Origin of the sequence: Parasphingomonas puruogangriensis (genome assembly GCF_036663635.1) — a bacterium.
GTDB lineage: Bacteria > Pseudomonadota > Alphaproteobacteria > Sphingomonadales > Sphingomonadaceae > Sphingomonas.
Map to the genome: position 1 here is coordinate 144,336 of NZ_JAXOJI010000004.1, position 16,071 is coordinate 160,406.

Annotated in this window: 16 protein-coding genes; 5 read left to right on the plus strand and 11 right to left on the minus strand. The window is 66.7% G+C overall.

The genetic code is table 11. The features are described 5' to 3' along the window. Positions 1-122 precede the first annotated feature (122 nt). The 5 genes from U1739_RS11775 to hflK all read right to left on the minus strand — a co-directional run bounded on the left by U1739_RS11775 (position 123) and on the right by hflK (position 7,098). Positions 123-1,331: a M20 metallopeptidase family protein gene (locus U1739_RS11775; protein WP_332708241.1), complete on the minus strand. Its 1,209-nt coding sequence runs from the start codon at positions 1,329-1,331 to the stop codon at positions 123-125. A 224-nt stretch (positions 1,332-1,555) separates the two neighbouring features. Further along, on the minus strand, positions 1,556-3,220 hold the full coding sequence (locus U1739_RS11780) for a helicase HerA-like domain-containing protein (protein WP_332708243.1): 1,665 nt from the start codon (positions 3,218-3,220) through the stop codon (positions 1,556-1,558). Between the two features lie 196 nt (positions 3,221-3,416). Next, complete coding sequence (locus U1739_RS11785) at positions 3,417-4,961, minus strand: Do family serine endopeptidase (RefSeq protein WP_332708246.1); 1,545 nt, start codon at positions 4,959-4,961, stop codon at positions 3,417-3,419. 113 nt (positions 4,962-5,074) lie between these two features. Then, complete coding sequence (hflC, locus tag U1739_RS11790) at positions 5,075-5,950, minus strand: protease modulator HflC (protein ID WP_332708248.1); 876 nt, start codon at positions 5,948-5,950, stop codon at positions 5,075-5,077. Beyond that, positions 5,947-7,098 (minus strand): protease modulator HflK, encoded by a 1,152-nt coding sequence (gene hflK, locus U1739_RS11795; protein WP_332708250.1) that lies wholly within the window; start codon positions 7,096-7,098, stop codon positions 5,947-5,949. Before hflK ends, hflC begins: the two co-directional genes overlap by 4 nt. Positions 7,099-7,169: 71 nt before the next feature. Between hflK and U1739_RS11800 the strand changes: the two genes are divergently transcribed. Genes U1739_RS11800 through U1739_RS11810 form a run of 3 tightly spaced genes read left to right on the plus strand, consistent with a single transcriptional unit; the run spans position 7,170 to position 9,027 of the window. Beyond that, positions 7,170-8,111 (plus strand): Mrp/NBP35 family ATP-binding protein, encoded by a 942-nt coding sequence (locus U1739_RS11800; protein WP_332708252.1) that lies wholly within the window; start codon positions 7,170-7,172, stop codon positions 8,109-8,111. Positions 8,112-8,126: 15 nt separating this feature from the next. Further along, positions 8,127-8,558 carry a CoA-binding protein gene (locus U1739_RS11805; protein WP_332708254.1) on the plus strand — a complete coding sequence of 144 codons (432 nt, stop codon included), beginning with the start codon at positions 8,127-8,129 and terminating at the stop codon, positions 8,556-8,558. Between the two features lie 34 nt (positions 8,559-8,592). Continuing rightward, positions 8,593-9,027, plus strand: a complete 435-nt coding sequence (locus tag U1739_RS11810) for a hypothetical protein (RefSeq protein WP_332708712.1) — start codon at positions 8,593-8,595, stop codon at positions 9,025-9,027. A gap of 155 nt (positions 9,028-9,182) precedes the next feature. On the opposite strand, the gene U1739_RS11815 is transcribed toward U1739_RS11810, so the two are convergent. The 4 genes from U1739_RS11815 to U1739_RS11830 all read right to left on the minus strand — a co-directional run bounded on the left by U1739_RS11815 (position 9,183) and on the right by U1739_RS11830 (position 12,683). Continuing rightward, positions 9,183-10,475, minus strand: a complete 1,293-nt coding sequence (locus tag U1739_RS11815) for a homoserine dehydrogenase (RefSeq protein WP_332708256.1) — start codon at positions 10,473-10,475, stop codon at positions 9,183-9,185. Positions 10,476-10,662: 187 nt separating this feature from the next. Then, a complete protein-coding gene (locus U1739_RS11820; protein ID WP_332708258.1) occupies positions 10,663-11,628 on the minus strand; it encodes an isopenicillin N synthase family dioxygenase in 966 nt (321 codons plus the stop codon). Positions 11,629-11,691: 63 nt separating this feature from the next. Beyond that, on the minus strand, positions 11,692-12,183 hold the full coding sequence (locus U1739_RS11825) for a hypothetical protein (RefSeq protein ID WP_332708260.1): 492 nt from the start codon (positions 12,181-12,183) through the stop codon (positions 11,692-11,694). 119 nt (positions 12,184-12,302) lie between these two features. After that, the gene (locus U1739_RS11830) at positions 12,303-12,683 is read right to left on the minus strand and encodes a DUF3597 domain-containing protein (RefSeq protein ID WP_332708262.1); all 381 of its coding nucleotides are present in this window, start codon (positions 12,681-12,683) and stop codon (positions 12,303-12,305) included. A 112-nt stretch (positions 12,684-12,795) separates the two neighbouring features. Between U1739_RS11830 and U1739_RS11835 the strand changes: the two genes are divergently transcribed. Continuing rightward, positions 12,796-14,049: a multidrug effflux MFS transporter gene (locus U1739_RS11835; protein WP_332708264.1), complete on the plus strand. Its 1,254-nt coding sequence runs from the start codon at positions 12,796-12,798 to the stop codon at positions 14,047-14,049. A gap of 99 nt (positions 14,050-14,148) precedes the next feature. Next, a complete protein-coding gene (locus tag U1739_RS11840) occupies positions 14,149-14,484 on the plus strand; it encodes a DNA primase (RefSeq protein ID WP_332708714.1) in 336 nt (111 codons plus the stop codon). Positions 14,485-14,626: 142 nt separating this feature from the next. On the opposite strand, the gene U1739_RS11845 is transcribed toward U1739_RS11840, so the two are convergent. Further along, complete coding sequence (locus U1739_RS11845; RefSeq protein ID WP_332708266.1) at positions 14,627-15,151, minus strand: thermonuclease family protein; 525 nt, start codon at positions 15,149-15,151, stop codon at positions 14,627-14,629. A gap of 90 nt (positions 15,152-15,241) precedes the next feature. Then, positions 15,242-15,949: a Crp/Fnr family transcriptional regulator gene (locus tag U1739_RS11850; protein ID WP_332708268.1), complete on the minus strand. Its 708-nt coding sequence runs from the start codon at positions 15,947-15,949 to the stop codon at positions 15,242-15,244. Positions 15,950-16,071 lie beyond the last annotated feature (122 nt).

Consider the following 16,071-nt stretch of genomic DNA (forward strand, 5'->3'; position numbering starts at 1 on the left):
AGCGTTTTTTTGGGGCGGAGGCCGGCGCATATCGTCATCCCAGCGAATGCTGGGATCTCAAGCGCTTGCTTGGGACAGGAGCCGCTTGAGACCCCAGCGTTCGCTGGGGTGACGGGATGGGATCAATCGAAGCCGTGGTTCAAGAACCGCTCGGCGAGCGCGCAATGCATCGCCACGCCCTTGGCCATGACATCCTCGCGGATCGTCATCTTGGTATTGTGCAGCGGCGGGTTGGTGCGCGGGTCGCTGCCCTCGGGCGCCACGCCGACGAACGCCATCGCGCCCGGTATCTCCCGCAGCACGTAGGAAAAGTCTTCCCCGCCCATCATCGGCGCGGGCATCGTTTCATAGGCGCCGATCCGCTCGGCGACGGCGCGGATCATCGCCACGGCGCGCGGATCGTTCTCGGTCACCGGATAGCCTTCGTCGATGCGCAACTCCGCGGTGCAGCCATGCGCCAGCGCGACATGCTCGACCACGCGGGCGATCCCGGCCTGCGCCTGCTCGCGCGTGGCGTTCGAAAGCGTGCGCAGCGTGCCCTTCATCTCGACGCATTCGGGCACGATATTATAGGCCGAGCCGGCATCGATCTTGGTGATCGACAGCACCGCCGGATCGGTCACCGCGATCTGGCGCGCGATGAAGGTGCTGAGCGCGGTGACGATCTCGCACGCCACCGGGATCGGATCGAGGCAATCGTGCGGCATCGCCGCATGGCCGCCGCGGCCGTGCACGGTGATGTTGACCGCATCGGTCGAGGCGAGCAGCGGGCCGTTGCGGCTGACGAACGTGCCGGCCGGCATGTTGGGCGAGATATGCAGCGCGAACGCCGCTTCCGGCGCGGGATCGGCGAGCAGCCCATCGGCGATCATATAGCGCGCGCCGTGATAGCCTTCTTCGCCGGGCTGGAACATGAACACGACCGTGCCCGGCAGCTCCTCGCGGCGCGCGCTGAGCGCCCGGGCGGCGCCGACTAGCATCGCGGTGTGCGAATCATGCCCGCAGGCGTGCATCGCGCCGGGCACCGTGCTGGCGAAGGGCAGGCCGGTCTCTTCCTGCATCGGCAGCGCATCGTGATCGCCACGCAGCAGCACCGTGCGGCCATTGTCGCGCCCGCCGCGCAGGATCGCGATCAGGCCGGTGGTGGAGGTGCTGGCGCGGATCTCCAGCGGCAGGCCGGCGAGCGCAGCGCGGATCTTGTCGGCGGTACGCGGGCAGTGCAAGCCGACTTCGGGATCGGCGTGGATCGCGCGGCGCAGCGTGATGACGTCCGCGAGCTCGGCTTCGCCCACGGCGTTCCAGTCGGTTTGCGTGGGCGTTTCGAAGGTCATGAGTTGGTCCTGCGGGAAAGAGTTGCCGCCAGACTAGGCCGATGCGCTGCAGGGGGAAAGGGTCCGGCCGAAGTCATGGCCAGCGCGCAGGCTTCGCAACACCTTTCGTCACCCTGCGAAGGCAGGGGCCTATCACTGCTTCCACCGGCGGTGGTTCATGAGGGGGGAGCGATGGGCCCCTGCCTTCGCAGGGGTGACGATAGGCTTTGTGGGGCTAGTCTGTTTCACCGCCCCCGAAACAGCCCGCCGAGCACGCCGCGCACCAGCCCGCCGACGATCCCGGCGCCGGCGCCGCGCGACGAGCCGAACACCGCCTTCGACACTTGGTTGGCGACGCTGCGCCCGACGGCGGACGAGGCGCTGCGCGTCGCCGAGGTCACCGCGCGGTTCCACGGCGAGTTCGCCGCTTCGCGCTCAGCCGCTTTTTCCGCCGCCGCCGCGAGCCGCGCCTGGCGATCGGCCTCGCGCTGATCGGCCAGCCGCTGGCGTTCCACCTCGCGTGCCGCCTTTACGTCTTCCTTGGCCTGCAGCGCGGCGGTCTTGTCCGCTTCGGTCTGGGCCTGCGCTTCGGCAGCAGCGGCCTTCGCCTCGCTGGTCTTGGCGGCGAGCAATTCCTCGGCCGATTCGCGATCGACCAACGCATCGTATTTGTCGCCGATCGGATCGGTCTGGATCAGCACCCCGCGCTCGACCGGCGTGACCGGGCCGACGCGGCTGCGCGGCGGCTTGATCAGCGTGCGCGCGACCGGGGAGGGCGAGCCGTCCGGCAGCAATAACGAGACCAGCGCCTCGCCGACCTTCAACTCGGTAATCGCCGTCTCGACATCCACGTCGGGATTGGCGCGGAACGTCGTCGCGGCGGCGCGCACTGCGGCCTGGTCGCGCGGGGTGAAGGCGCGCAGCGCGTGCTGCACGCGGTTGCCGAGCTGCCCGGCGACCTTGTCGGGGATATCGATAGGGTTCTGCGTGATGAAATAGACGCCCACGCCCTTCGAGCGGATCAGCCGCACGACCTGTTCGATCTTGTCGAGCAAGGCGTCCGGCGCCTCGTCGAACAGCAGATGCGCCTCGTCGAAGAAGAAGCAGAGCGTCGGCTTGTCGGGATCGCCGATCTCGGGGAGATGCTCGAACAATTCGCTCATCAGCCACAATAGGAAGGTGGAATAGAGTTTCGGGCTGGCCATCAATTTGTCGGCCGCCAGGATGTTGACAATGCCGCGCCCCTGATCATCGACGCCGATGAAATCGTCGAGATCGAGCGCCGGTTCGCCGAAGAAATGATCCGCGCCCTGCGAGCGTAGCTGGAGCAAGGCGCGCTGGATCGTGCCCAGGCTGGGTTTGGAGACGTTGCCGTAGGTCGTCGTCAGTTCGGCCGCGCGCTCGCCGCAATGGACCAGCATCGCTTGCAGATCGTCGAGATCGAGCAACAGCAGCCCGTCCTTGTCCGCGACATGGAAGGCGATGTTGAGCACGCCTTCCTGCACCTCGTTGAGATCGAGCAGCCGCGCCAGCAGCAGCGGCCCCATCTCGCTCACGGTCGTGCGGATCGGATGGCCCTGTTCGCCGTACAGATCCCAGAATTGCACGGGATTGTCGGCATAGGTCCAGTCCGCGTCGCCGATTTCCGCCGCACGCGCGGCGAAGATGGCGTGGCTTTTGCTGAGCGGCGATCCGGCCATGGCCAGCCCCGACAGGTCGCCCTTCACGTCGGCGACGAAGCACGGCACGCCGCGCGCCGAAAAGCCCTCGATGATGCCCTGCAGCGTCACGGTTTTGCCGGTGCCGGTGGCGCCGGCGATCAGGCCATGGCGGTTGGCGCGCTTGAGTTCGAGATTCTGGGGATTGGCGCCGCCGGGGGCGTTGCCGATGAAGATGGGGCCGTCAGCCATGGTCGCTCCTGTGTGTCGCAGGCGAGCCTATCGCGCGTCGAGCGCGGGCGGAAGTATATCCTCCCCGGAACGGGGAGGCGGCATGCAGCATGACGGAGGGGGTGGGCCGGCAACGCAACCATTGCGTTACCAGCCCACCCCCTCCACCACCCGCTTGAAGTAAGCGGGTGGTACCCCCCGTGCCGGGGAGGATTGCTTACTGCTTGATCTTAACCGGCACGAACGCCTTTACCGGGCTGGCGCGCTGCACCAGCAGCAGCACTTGCGGGCGGCCCGCGGCGCGCGCGGCGTTGACCGCGGCGACCAGTTCGGCCTGGGTGCGTACCGGGCTGCTATTGACCGCGCTGACCACGTCGCCGCGCTTCAGCTTCTGCGCGGCATCACTGCCCGGATCGACCGCGGCGATGACCACGCCCTGCGTCTGCGCATCCACGCCGACCGCACGGGCGATGCCCGGCGTCAGCGGCTGGACGGTGAGGCCGAGCACGTTGCCCGTCGCCGGCGTCACCACGCCGGCATCGTCATCGTCGCTATCCTTGCCGAAGCCGCCATCGTCGCTGCCGCCATTGACCAACGCGGCCAGCTTTTCCGCCGCCGGCCGCGCCACCACGCTGGCGTTGAGCGTCATCGCGCGACCGTCGCGCAGCACATCGAGCCGTGCCGCCTGGCCCGGTTTCACGTTGGAGACGAGATAGGACAGCGTCGAATCAGGCGTCACCGCCACGCCATTGACCTTGGTCACCACGTCACCGGCGCGCAGGCCGGCTTTGGCCGCCGGGCCGCTTGGCTCGACCCCGGCGATCAGCTCGCCCTGGTTCTTGGCAATGCCGAGGGCCGCGGCGGCATCGTCGCCGATCGCCCCGCCCAGGGTCACGCCAAGATAGCCGCGGCTGATCGTGCCGCCCTTCATGAACGTGTCGATGATCGGCTTGGCAGTGGCGGCCGGAATGGCGAAACCGATGCCGATATTGCCGCCCGACTGCGAGAAGATCTGGCTGTTCACGCCGATCACATTGCCGCTGAGATCGAACATCGGGCCGCCCGAGTTACCCTGGTTGATCGAGGCGTCGGTCTGGATGAAGCGGTCATAGGCGCCGCCCTGGCCGGTGACGCGGTTGATCGCCGAGATGATCCCGGCGGTCACCGTGCCGCCCAGGCCGAACGGCTCGCCGATCGCCAGCACCCAATCGCCGACCCGCGCGCCGCCCGAATCGCCGAAGCGCACGAAGGGCAGGTTGGTGGCGTCGATCTTGAGCAGCGCGAGATCGGATTCGCGATCCTGGCCGATCACCTTGGCGACATATTCCTTGTTGTTCGACAGCGTCACCGCGATCGAATTGACCGTCGCGCCGCGCGCGCCCGGGCTGATCACGTGCGCGTTGGTCACGACATAGCCGTCATGCGAGATCAGGAAGCCCGAACCGAGCGACGCGCCCTCGCGCTTGATCGGCGCGCCATTGCCCTGGCCGCCGCCGAACATGTCGCCGAACGGCGTGCCGGCAAACGGATTGGCCTGCTGCTGCTGGACGATGGTCTGCTTGGTCGAGATGTTGACCACCGCGGGCTGCAGCTTGGCGACCATGTCGGCAAAGCTCATCGGCGCGCCGGCCTTGGGCGCGGACGCCTGAATCGCGCCGGGCTCGTTCTGCGCGGTCTGGGCGCTGGCCTGGGGCTGATAGATCATGGTGGCGGCGGTGCCGCTCAGCAGCAGGGCACCGGTGATAGCGTAAGCATAACGCACGTGGATATCTTCCTCTCGAAGGCCGGAACGCAATGCCGCTTCTGTGACGGTCGCTTGCTGAACGGCGATTGAATATGAACGAACCGACAGTATCGGCTGCGAAAAAGCTCGGTCTAGCGATCGCGCCCCTGGAATTCGCGAAGATAGGCGTTGTTCGGCGACAGGACCAGCGAGGTCGAGCCGCGCGGCTTGCCGTCATTGTTCGATCCGAACGTGTAGCGATAAGACTGCATGGCGCGATAGAAATCGTAGAATTGCGGATCTTTGTTGAACGCCTCGGCATAGATTTTGGCTGCATTGGCGTCGGCTTCGGCGCGAATGATCTGCGCTTGCTGCTGGCCACGGGCGGTGATCGTCGCCGATTCCTGCTGGCGCGCCGTGCGCATGCGCTGCAACGCGCTCTCCAGCGGGCTGCCGCTCGGCAAGTCGGCGCGCTTGATCCGCACGTCGACGATCTGCACGCCATATTGGCTGGCCTGGCGCTGCAGCCCGGCCTGGATATTATCCATTACCTGGCCACGCTCGGGGCTGAGCAAGGCGGCGAACGGCCGCTTGCCAAGCTCGTTGCGCAGCGCCGAGCCGAGCAAGGGGCTGAGCTGCGCGATCACGCGCTGTTCGGTATCGCTGGCGCTGCCGGTCGAGACGACGGCCTTGAGCGGATCGACCACGCGGAAGCGGGCGAAGGCGTCGACCGACAGGCGCAGCTGATCGGTCGACAACACTTGCGTGTCCTGCAACTCGACATCCAGCACGCGCTTGTCGATCCAGATCAGCCGATCGATGAACGGCACACGGAAGATCATGCCCGCGCCGGTCGCGCCGAACGGCTGGCCTGGTTGCCAGCGATTGACCGTGCGATAGGGATTTTCCAGGCGCAGGATCACCACCTGCTTGGTCTCCGGCACGATGCTCGCCGTGCTGACGAGCAGGATCAGGACGAGAAGCGCGACGATGCCGATGGCGATCGGGTTGCGGAAGAATCGGTTCACTGGGCGGCTCCCGCCGTTTGGGCAGGTTGACGGGCGGGCGCCGGGGTCGCCTCGGGCACGGCATCGGGCAGGCGGCGCGTGGCACCACCCGGCAGCGGCAGATAGGGCACCACGCCGGGCGCTTCGATGATCGTCTTGTCGCTCTTGGCCAACACGCCTTCCATCGTCTCGTAATACATACGGCGGCGCGTCACTTCCGGCGCCAGGCGATATTGCTCATAGACCTTGTCGAACGAGGTCGCCTCGCCCTGTGCGTAAGCGAGCGTCTGCGCGGCATAACCGCGCGCGGCATTGATATTGCCGACGGCCGCCTGCTGCGCTGCGCTGACCGCCTTGAAATCGTCGATCACCGCCTCCGGCGCGGTCGATTGCTTGATCGATACGCCCTGGATGCGCACGCCGGCATTATAGCTGTCGAGCACTTCCTGCATCATCTGCTGCACGCGCGTTTCGACCACGCCGCGGCCCGATCCGATGGCGTCGTCCAGCGTCGTGGTGGCGATCGCCGCGCGCATCGCGCTTTCGGCCGTGGCGCGCACCGTCTCGCGCGGATTGGCGATCTGGAAGGCATAATCCTGCGCGTTGACGATCTGCCAGCGCACCGAATAGGCCAGATCGATGATGTTCTGGTCGGAGGTAAGGATCAGATTCTCGCCGCCGCCGCCCTGGCCGGCGAAATCGTCGGTGTTGATCTGCTGCACGTCGACCTTGGTCACCGCGGCGAACGGCGCGGGGAGCGTCAGGCGGATGCCCGGCTCCAGCGTGCCCGAATAGCGGCCGAACAAGGTGACCACGCCGCGCTGCTGCGGGCCAATCTGGTGAAAGCTGGTGAACAGGATCCAGACGACGAGGATCAGCCCGACGCCGATCGCCCATAGCGAGCGGGCATTGGGCGCGCCCGGCATGCCCGAGAAACCGCCATTATTGCCGCCGCCGCCGCCGCCAGTGCCACGCGCCCGACGCAGGAACTCGTCGAGCGCGGTCGGCTTGGCGCCGCCGCGTGGCGCGCCGGGGGGCACCGCCCAGGGGTTGCGCGGACCGTCGCCGCCGGAACCGCCATTGTTGCTGTTGCCATTGCCCCACGGGCTTTTCGGCGCATCGGCATTGAGGATGTTGAAGCGCTGGAGCCAGCCGGTGAGGATCGTCATTCCATCTTTATAGGTAGGATGCGTTCACAAAAACAGTGGCAAGCGGCGTCGGCGCGCCTATCTCCGCGACAATGACACAAGATGTTACAGTGAATGCGGCGATCGCGCCGTTTGCCGGCCAGCGCGCCACCGTCCGCATCGACGATGGTCGGGCCAGCATCATCCTCGACGTGACCGGCTTGGATGCCACTGCCGGCGATGCGCTCGAGGCCGCGGTGCGCGCCGCGGCGCTCGCCGTGCCGGGTATCGCCACGGTGCGTATCGCGCAGACCGCGCAGCGCACGACGCGGCGGATCATCGCGGTGGCCAGCGGCAAGGGCGGGGTGGGCAAGTCCACCGTCTCGGCCAATCTCGCGCTCGGCCTGCAGGCGCTGGGCCGCAAGGTCGGATTGGTTGACGCCGATATTTACGGCCCCTCACAGCCTAAATTGATGGGCGTTGACGGCAGTCGTCCGCAGGCGACCGATAAATTGCTCGATCCGGTGCCGACGCCGCACGGCATCGGGCTGCTGTCGATGGGGCAGCTGGTGCCGGCCGACCAGGCGATCGCCTGGCGCGGGCCGATGGCGGCGGGCGCGCTGACCCAGCTGATCGTGGCCAATTGGGGCGCTGCCGATACGCTGGTGGTCGATATGCCGCCCGGCACCGGCGATATCCAGTTGACCATGGTGCAGAAGCATAAGCCCGCCGGCGCGGTGATCGTCTCGACCCCGCAGGACCTGTCGCTGATCGACGCCAAGCGCGCGATCGACCTGTTCCAGAAGGCGGGCGTGCCGATCATCGGCCTGATCGAGAACATGGCCGGATACGCCTGCCCGCATTGCGGCGAGATCTCCGACCCGTTCGGCAAGGGCGGGGCGGAGACTGTGGCGGGGGAGCTGGGCATCCCGTTCCTTGGTCGCATTCCGCTCGATATCGCCATCCGCACCGCCTCGGACGCCGGGAACGCGGCGGAAGCAGGGGCGTTCAGGGAAGTCGCGGCGCGAGTCGATGCGTGGATGACCGCCGCCTGACTGGGAAGGACCGTGATGCCGCTGACTACCGATGCCGAGATCAAGGCTTTGCTCGAAGGCGCCAAGACCATTGCCTTGGTCGGTGCGTCCGACCGGCCCGACCGCCCGTCCTACGGTGTGATGAAGACGCTGCAGGAGCACGGCTACCGCGTCATCCCGGTCAACCCGCAGATCACCGGTGAGCACGTCCATGGCGAGTTCGTGTTCCGCGAGCTCGCGCAGCTCGGCGACCCCATCGATATCGTCGATATCTTTCGCAATTCGGCGGCGGCCGGCGAGGCGGTCGATCAGGCCATCGCGATCGGCGCCAAGGCGGTGTGGATGCAGCTCGGCGTGGTCAACGCGGAAGCCGCGGCGCGCGCCGAGGCGGCGGGCCTGCAGGTGGTGATGGACCGCTGCCCGGCGATCGATATCCGGGCGCTGGGCGTGGCCCGGATCGCCGCCTGATTATCGCCACGATTGGGGATCAGCCTGCGTGTCCATGATCCTGCTCCTGCTGGCGGCGCAAGCCGCGACCATCGTTTCGACCAAACCCCAGGCGGAATCCTGGTCGATCCTCGAACCCGTGGCCAATGAGCGTTGCGTCTCGCGCTACGATGGGGAGAAGAAACCGGACGAGATCATCGTCTGCGCGCAGCCACTCCCGTCGCAAAAATTGCCTTATCCCGACGAGGTCGTGCCGGCCGGGCCGACGCCGTCCAATCGTGAACTGACCGGCCGTGGGGCGCTGGCGGCCGAAGGCGCGCCGTGCGCGACGCGTATGGAGGGCTGCACCGTCGGCTTCGGCCCGCCGATTATGCCGATCGTCATGGGCGTCGTCGATGTTGCCAAACAGGTATTCGCCAAGAAGCCGGACAAGACGGGCAGGGTGCCGATCAAGCTGGATGACGAACCGACCGGCCGGTTGCTGCCGTAAGGGGCTAAGCGCATCCTCCCCGGTGCGGGGAGGTGGCAGGCGAAGCCTGACGGAGGGGGTTGGCCGGCAACGCAGCCGTAGCGTTGCCGGCCAACCCCCTCACCATTCGCGTGAAGAACGCGAATGGTCCCCCTCCCCGTGCCGGGGAGGAGCAATTACCCCAGAATATGCATCCACATCGGCTGCCCCACCAGGCTCTGTGACCCGCGCAACCGCTCCAGCGCCTGCGCCACGGCGCGCTCCGGCCCTTCGTGCGTGACGATGGCCACCAGCACGCTGCCATTCTCGCTGCCCGAGCCGCGCTGGATCAGACTTTCGATCGACACGCCGGCATCGCGCATCGCCGCGGCGATCTCGGCCAGCACGCCGACCCGGTCCTCGACCATGAAGCGCACATAGGAGCGCGTGCGGCGCTCGCTGGTGTCGGCGGCCTCATGCTGCGCCAGCGAGTCAGCGGGCATGGCGAAGGCCGGGCCGAATTCGCCGCGCGCGATATCGATCAGATCGGCGACCACCGCGCTGGCGGTCGGCCCGTCGCCCGCGCCGGCGCCCTGGAACAGCAATCGGCCGACGAAATTCCCCTCCGCCACCACCGCATTGGTCGCGCCGGTGACATGCGCCAGCGGATGGCTGACGGGCACGAGATGCGGATGGACGCGCTGGAACAGGCCGTGCGGGCCATCCTCGGCCACGCCGAGCAAGCGGATGCGATAGCCGAGCGCCGCCGCTTCGGCGATGTCCGCGGCGATGACGTGGCGGATGCCGTTGGCCATGACGGTCGGGAAGGCCGGCTGCGTGCCAAAGGCGATGCTGGTCAGGATGGCCAATTTGTGCGCGGCATCGATGCCGTCGATATCGAATGTCGGGTCGCTTTCGGCAAAGCCCAAAGCCTGCGCCTCGGCCAGCACGTCGGCAAAGTCGCGGCCTTCCGCTTCCATCTTGGACAGGATGAAATTGCACGTGCCGTTAAGGATCCCGTAGACCCGCGCGATCTCGTTTGCCGCCATGCCTTCGCGCAGGCCCTTGATCACCGGGATGCCGCCCGCCACTGCGGCTTCGAACTTGAGCGCCGCGCCGGCGCTTTCTGCGGCCCGCGCGAGTTCCAGCCCGTGATGCGCAATCATCGCCTTGTTGGCGGTGACGAAGCCCTTGCCGGATTTCAGGGTGGCGCGGGCCAGCGTGAGGGCAGGGCCATCCGATCCGCCGACCAGTTCGACCACCACATCGGCATCGGGGTGCGCGGCAAGCGCCGTGGTATCGTCGACCCAGTCGAAGCGCGACAGATCGACGCCGCGATCCTTGCTGCGATCGCGCGCGGAAATGGCGACGATCTCGATCGGCCGGCCGGCCCGTCGCGCGATCAGCGCGCCGTTGGTCTCGAGCAGGCGCACGACGCCACCGCCGACGGTGCCGAGCCCGGCGAGCGCGATACGCAGTGGTTTGGTCATTGGTCAGCCCCTTTTGGCGGGCGGTAGCGGGAAGAGCGGGACCGGCGCAACGCAAATCCTCCCCGGCACGGGGAGGGGGACCAGCGAAGCTGGTGGAGGGGGCGGGCCGGCAACGCTACGGGTGCGTTGCCGGCCCGCCCCCTCCGTCAGCCTGCGGCTGCCACCTCCCCGTGCCGGGGAGGATTGCTCACTTCTTCACCAGACCGATCTCGACGAGCCGTTCATGCAGATACTCATGCGCCGTAATCGGCGTCGGATATCGGTTCGGATTGCCCGCGGTAATCGTTTGCGGCAGCGTCTCGATCAGAAAGTCCGGTGCGGGATGCAGGAAGAACGGCATCGAATAGCGCGAATGGCCGCGGCGCTCCGGTGGCGGGTTGACCACGCGGTGCGTGGTCGAGGGCAAGACATGATTGGTCAGCCGCTGCAGCATATCGCCGACATTGACCACCATCGCCCCCGCCGGCGGCTTGACCGCCAGCCACTGGCCATCGCTGCCGAGCAGTTCGAGCCCGGCCTCTTCGGCGCCGAGCAGCAAGGTGATCAGGTTGATATCCTCATGCGCCCCGGCGCGCACGCCTTCGGCATCGGCGGGGATCGGCGGATAATGCAGCAGCCGCAGGATCGAATTGCCGTCCTTCACCGCCGCATCGAACCAGTCGGGCGCGAGCCCGAGATGCCGCGCGATCGCCGACAGCAGCCGGTCCCCGGCCTGATCGAACGCGGCAAACAATTCCTCGAATACGGGGCGGAAGCCCTCCGGACGCGTCGGCCAAATGTTGGGCGGCATCACGTCGGCATTCTTGTGGCCGGCGGGCAGTTCGCGCCCGACATGCCAGAATTCCTTGAGATCCACCGCGCTGGCGCCCTTGGCGATTTCGGTCTTGAACGGCGTATAGCCGCGCTGCCCGCCGCCCGCCGGCGTGTAATAGCTACGCTTCTCGTCGTCGGGCAGGTCGAACAACTGTTTGGTCTCGGCCCAGGCGCGCGCGATCAACTCGTCGGGGATGCCGTGATCGGAGACGACCGCGAAGCCGAAGCGTTCGAACGAGCCGCCCAGCGCCGCGGCGAAGCCGGCGGGATCGGCGGCCTCGTCGTTCAGCGATAGCGCGGGGACCTCGGCAGAGGCTGGGGCGGCGAGGGAATCGAGCATGTTCAAATATCCGTGTGCGAGCATTGCGCCGAGCATATCGCGTGCGGCGGCTCGCGAACAGGCTTAGCCGATGACGATCGTGCCCTTCGACTTGTCGGCGCCGTCCGGCGCGAGATCGAGGCGGAACGGCTGCTTCTCGTCGGTCGTGCCGATCAGATCGTTGCCGCTCGCCGTGATCGTGAAGCCGGCCTGTTTGGAAAGCTTGTCCAGGAACCAGTCGCGCACGGTGCTCGGCGTCGCCGGGCTGCTGAACTGCACGCGCACCGCGCCGTCACCCTTGTCGCCGGCATCGACGTTCAGCCCGCTGATCGTCGAGCCGGGGAACAGATGCACGCCGTTCATATCGAAATTCTCGGCGCTGAGCTTCATCTTGGGCAGCTTGATCTTGCCGGCAAACCCGCCGGGCAGGTTGATCGCCACCTGGCCGTTACCATCGACGCCAGCGACCATATTGCCGTCGCCGGCGTTGATCGAGACGCTCGTGCCCGGCTTGCCATCGTCGCATGCGGCGAGCGCGAGGGCGGCGACAAGGGTGAGGATGACCTTTGCGGACATGGCAGATTCCTAGGTGTTTTGCACTAATAACACACTAAGGTGATGGGTCGATTTGGTCAAGCTCGACCAACGACCCTGGCGTCGTCCGGGCCGCAGTCCGGACAACGCCAGCGGAGCGATTAGCGCAGCAGGCGTTCCATGGTCTTTTCATGCAGCCAGATGTTCATCGTCGCGCTGTCATTCTGATCGCCGGTATAACCCAGTTCCGTGGCCAGCTTCTTGCGGTTGTCCAGGCTCGAATCCATGCCGAGCGCCTTCATCAGATCGACGATCGACGTTTTCGTGTTGAGCGCCTCGCCGCGGGCCTTGGCGCGATCCTCGAGCACGGCTTCGATCGCTTCGCGCGTTGGGGCCGGCTTGGGCGCGGCGGCCGGCGGCGGCGGGGCGGCGACCGGTGCGGCGGCCGGCGCGGCGGCGGGCTTTGGGGCGGGCGCAGGCGCGGCCGGGGCCTCGTCCTTGTGGCCGAAAATCGCGTCCCTGATTGCGCCGAAAACGCTCATCGTTCTTCTCCTGAAGTGAAGCCCAATCAATCGCCGGCACGCGCTTTCGTTCCGGTGGGCGCACGCTCTTTCCGGGGTGACGCATCGTGCTGCATCTGCGAATAGCGCGGGCATGACCGCATCCGCTCCCGCCACCGACGCGCCGGCCATCGAGGGCCGCCCGGCCGACAGCCCGCCCTTGGGTTTCCGCGAATTCGTCGCGTTGATCGCCGGGCTGATGGCGCTGACCGCGCTGGGCATCGATTCGATGCTCCCGGCGCTGCCGGCGATTGGCGAGTCGCTCGGCGTGACTGGGGCGAACGAGCGGCAATTCATCATCACCGTCTTCCTGATCGGCTTCGGCGTCGCGCAGCTGGTGCATGGGCCGCTGGCCGATCGCTATGGCCGCAAGCCGGTGCTGGGCATCGCGCTTGCCGCGTATGTCGTCGCCAATATCGTCGCGGCCTTTTCGAGCAGCTTCGTGTTGCTGTTGGTGGCGCGCTTCATTGGCGGTACGGCAATCGCCGCGTCGCGCGTGGTGACCGTCGCGCTGGTGCGCGATTGCTATTCCGGCCGGGCCATGGCGCGGGTGATGAGCCTGGCCTTCATCGTGTTCATGGCCGCGCCGGTGATCGCGCCGACCTTCGGCCAGGCGGTGTTGCTGGTCGGCAATTGGCGCATGATCTTTTGGGGCATTGCGGCGGTTAGCGCGGCGATCCTGCTCTGGTTCTGGATCCGCATGCCCGAAACGCAACATGCCGAGGATCGCCAGCCTTTCTCGTTCGGCCGGCTGATCGGCGGCTGGCGGCTGACGCTCACCGATCGCTATTCGATCGGCTATACCCTGGCCTCGGCCGCCTTGATGGGCGGGCTGTATGGCTTCATCAATTCGATCCAGCAGATCGTCTTCGACGTGTTCAAACGCCCGGATCTGCTGGTGCCGATCTTCGCCTGTACCGCGGGCGCTATGGCGATCGCCAATCTGCTCAACGCCCGTATCGTGATGAAGCTCGGCACGCGGCTGATCTCGCATTCCGCGCTGATCGGGCTGATCGTCCTGGCCGGCGCGCACCTTGCCCTCACGCTGGGGGGACATGAGACGTTATGGACCTTCGCCATCCTACAGGCGCTGATGATGGCCTGTTTCGGCCTGGCCACGTCCAATTTCAGCGCCATGGCGATGGCCAATATGGGGCATATCGCCGGCACGGCCTCCAGCGTGCAGGGCTTCACCACGGTGACCGCCGGCGCATTGCTCGGCGCGCTGATCGGTCAGCAGTTCAATGGCACCACGATCCCGCTCTATCTCGGCTTCTTCGTCGCCGGGCTGGTCTCGCTGGCGGTCGTGTTCGTGGTCGAGCGTGGCCGGCTGTTCCGTCCAGCCTGAGCGCGTTTTCGTCGCCCGGTCGCGGAACCCGCGGCCGCAAACGTTGTTCGAGACTCCAGAGCCCTGCATCCCCGCAGGTACCGGAGAAGCGACATGACGATGGGCGGCTACCAAATTCCCGGCGAAGGCACGGGTGACGACGGTTTTGAAGAGGAAGGCTATGACGAGAGCCAGCGCGCCGAGATCCTCGAGGTCACGCGCGACGGCCCGACCGACGGCACCATCCTCACCGACGTCGCCCCCGATATCGGCGACGACGACGATGATGACGACGACGATCTGGAGATGATCAGCGACGAGGTCGGCGAGGAAGACGACGAGTCCGAATCGGACGAGGATGACGACGACGAGGACGATCTGCAGGAAGATTTCGAAGACGACGATGTCGATGACGACGAAATTTCCGATGGCGATGAGGTGGCGTTGAAGCCGTAAGGCGGCTGCTGTCGAACCGAATTACTTCCCCGGAGGACGCCGGGGTCCAGTCGCTAAACCATGATGGCGGGCACTGCGCCGCCTACCGCTGCCGTCGCTACTGGGCCCCGGCGTTCGCCGGGGTGATGCGTTGCTCAGGTGGCTACACGCACCATGGCTGCCGCCGCCCGGTCCAGCGCCGCGCCAGCCCCTCCGCGACCAACTTATCCCCTAACGACACGCCGCCACGCTCCACCACACGCAGCTTGCGGCCATAGCGGTCGGTGTCGCGGCCCGCCGTCACCAACGTCACTGGTCCGGCATTGAGCAGCGTCTGCAAGCGCAATGTCGCGCGGCCGCCCAGATCCGCCTCCAGCGCGCAGCGTGAGGGATGCGTTTCGGGCGTGTCGATATCGGCGATGCGGATCTTTTCGCCCGCCATCCAGAATGTGTCGCCATCGACCACACAGTTCGTCCCGCCGCCGCGAAAGCACAGATCGAACAGCGTCCCTGTCACGGTCGGCGCCGCCGCTGCCCCGAATAGCGAGAGATCCGGCGCCAGGCGTTCCAGCGCCACGCCACCCAACACGCCGCCCAGCAACCATAACGCTATGCCGGAGACGCCCCAGGTGCGGCGGCGTTGCCGCCTGGTCGCCAGGCGCTGATGCCATTGATAATCGTGCCGCATCGCCGCGGCCTAGGGGCAGGGTGTTACCAGATCGCCAACAGATGCATCCGCGGTGGGAGGCCCGCCTAGGTTAGGGACAGGCGCCGCCCCTCAATCCAGATACAGATAGGCCGGATCGAACTCGGCATAGTCGCGCAGCCGATCCCAGTCGTGAATCTGCACCAGCCCCTGACGGAACTCGACCAGCCCGCGCTCGCGCAACTGTCGCAGCATGCGGTTGGCGTGCACCGCGGTCAGCCCACAGGCGTCGGCCAGATCGATCTGCGTGACCGGGAAATCATAGTCGTTGCCGCGCGTCATGCCGATCCGATCGAGCCGCACGAACATTTCGCAAAACAGATGCGCGAGCCGCACGGCCGCGCCGCGCGAGCCGACCGAGACGATCCATTCGCGATTGATCGCGGCATCGATCAAGGTCGAGCGCCACAGCAATTCGGTCAGCGTGGCGGAGTGGCTGGTCAGCGCGCGGACCGCTTCGTGCGGGAAGGTGGCGACCGTCACCGGGGTCAGCGCGGCGACCGAATGTTCGAGATATTTCAGCGGATAGGAATGTAGGTCGACGAAATCGCCCGGCACATGGATGGCGAGGATCTGGCGGCGGCCGTCCGGCGTATCCTTGTAGCGCTCGACGAACCCGCTGAGCAGCAGCGTGCAGTTTTTGAGCGGCGCACGTTCGCGCACGATGATGCGCTTGGCCGCATAATCGATCGTGGCGGCCGCCGCGGCTTCCAGCGCAGTGCGCTCGTCGTCGGACAAGGTCGGCTTGCGGTGCGTTTGCAGGAACAGTTTGGTGATCATCCGTCCCGTGGCATACCAGTCACCGGCAATCTGGCAATACTCCCGCCACCTTCGTCTGCCTGGCGCACGGAACGTCGGCCGCCCGCGGCGCGTTTTCCCGCCAGATCGAGGATCTATAGCCA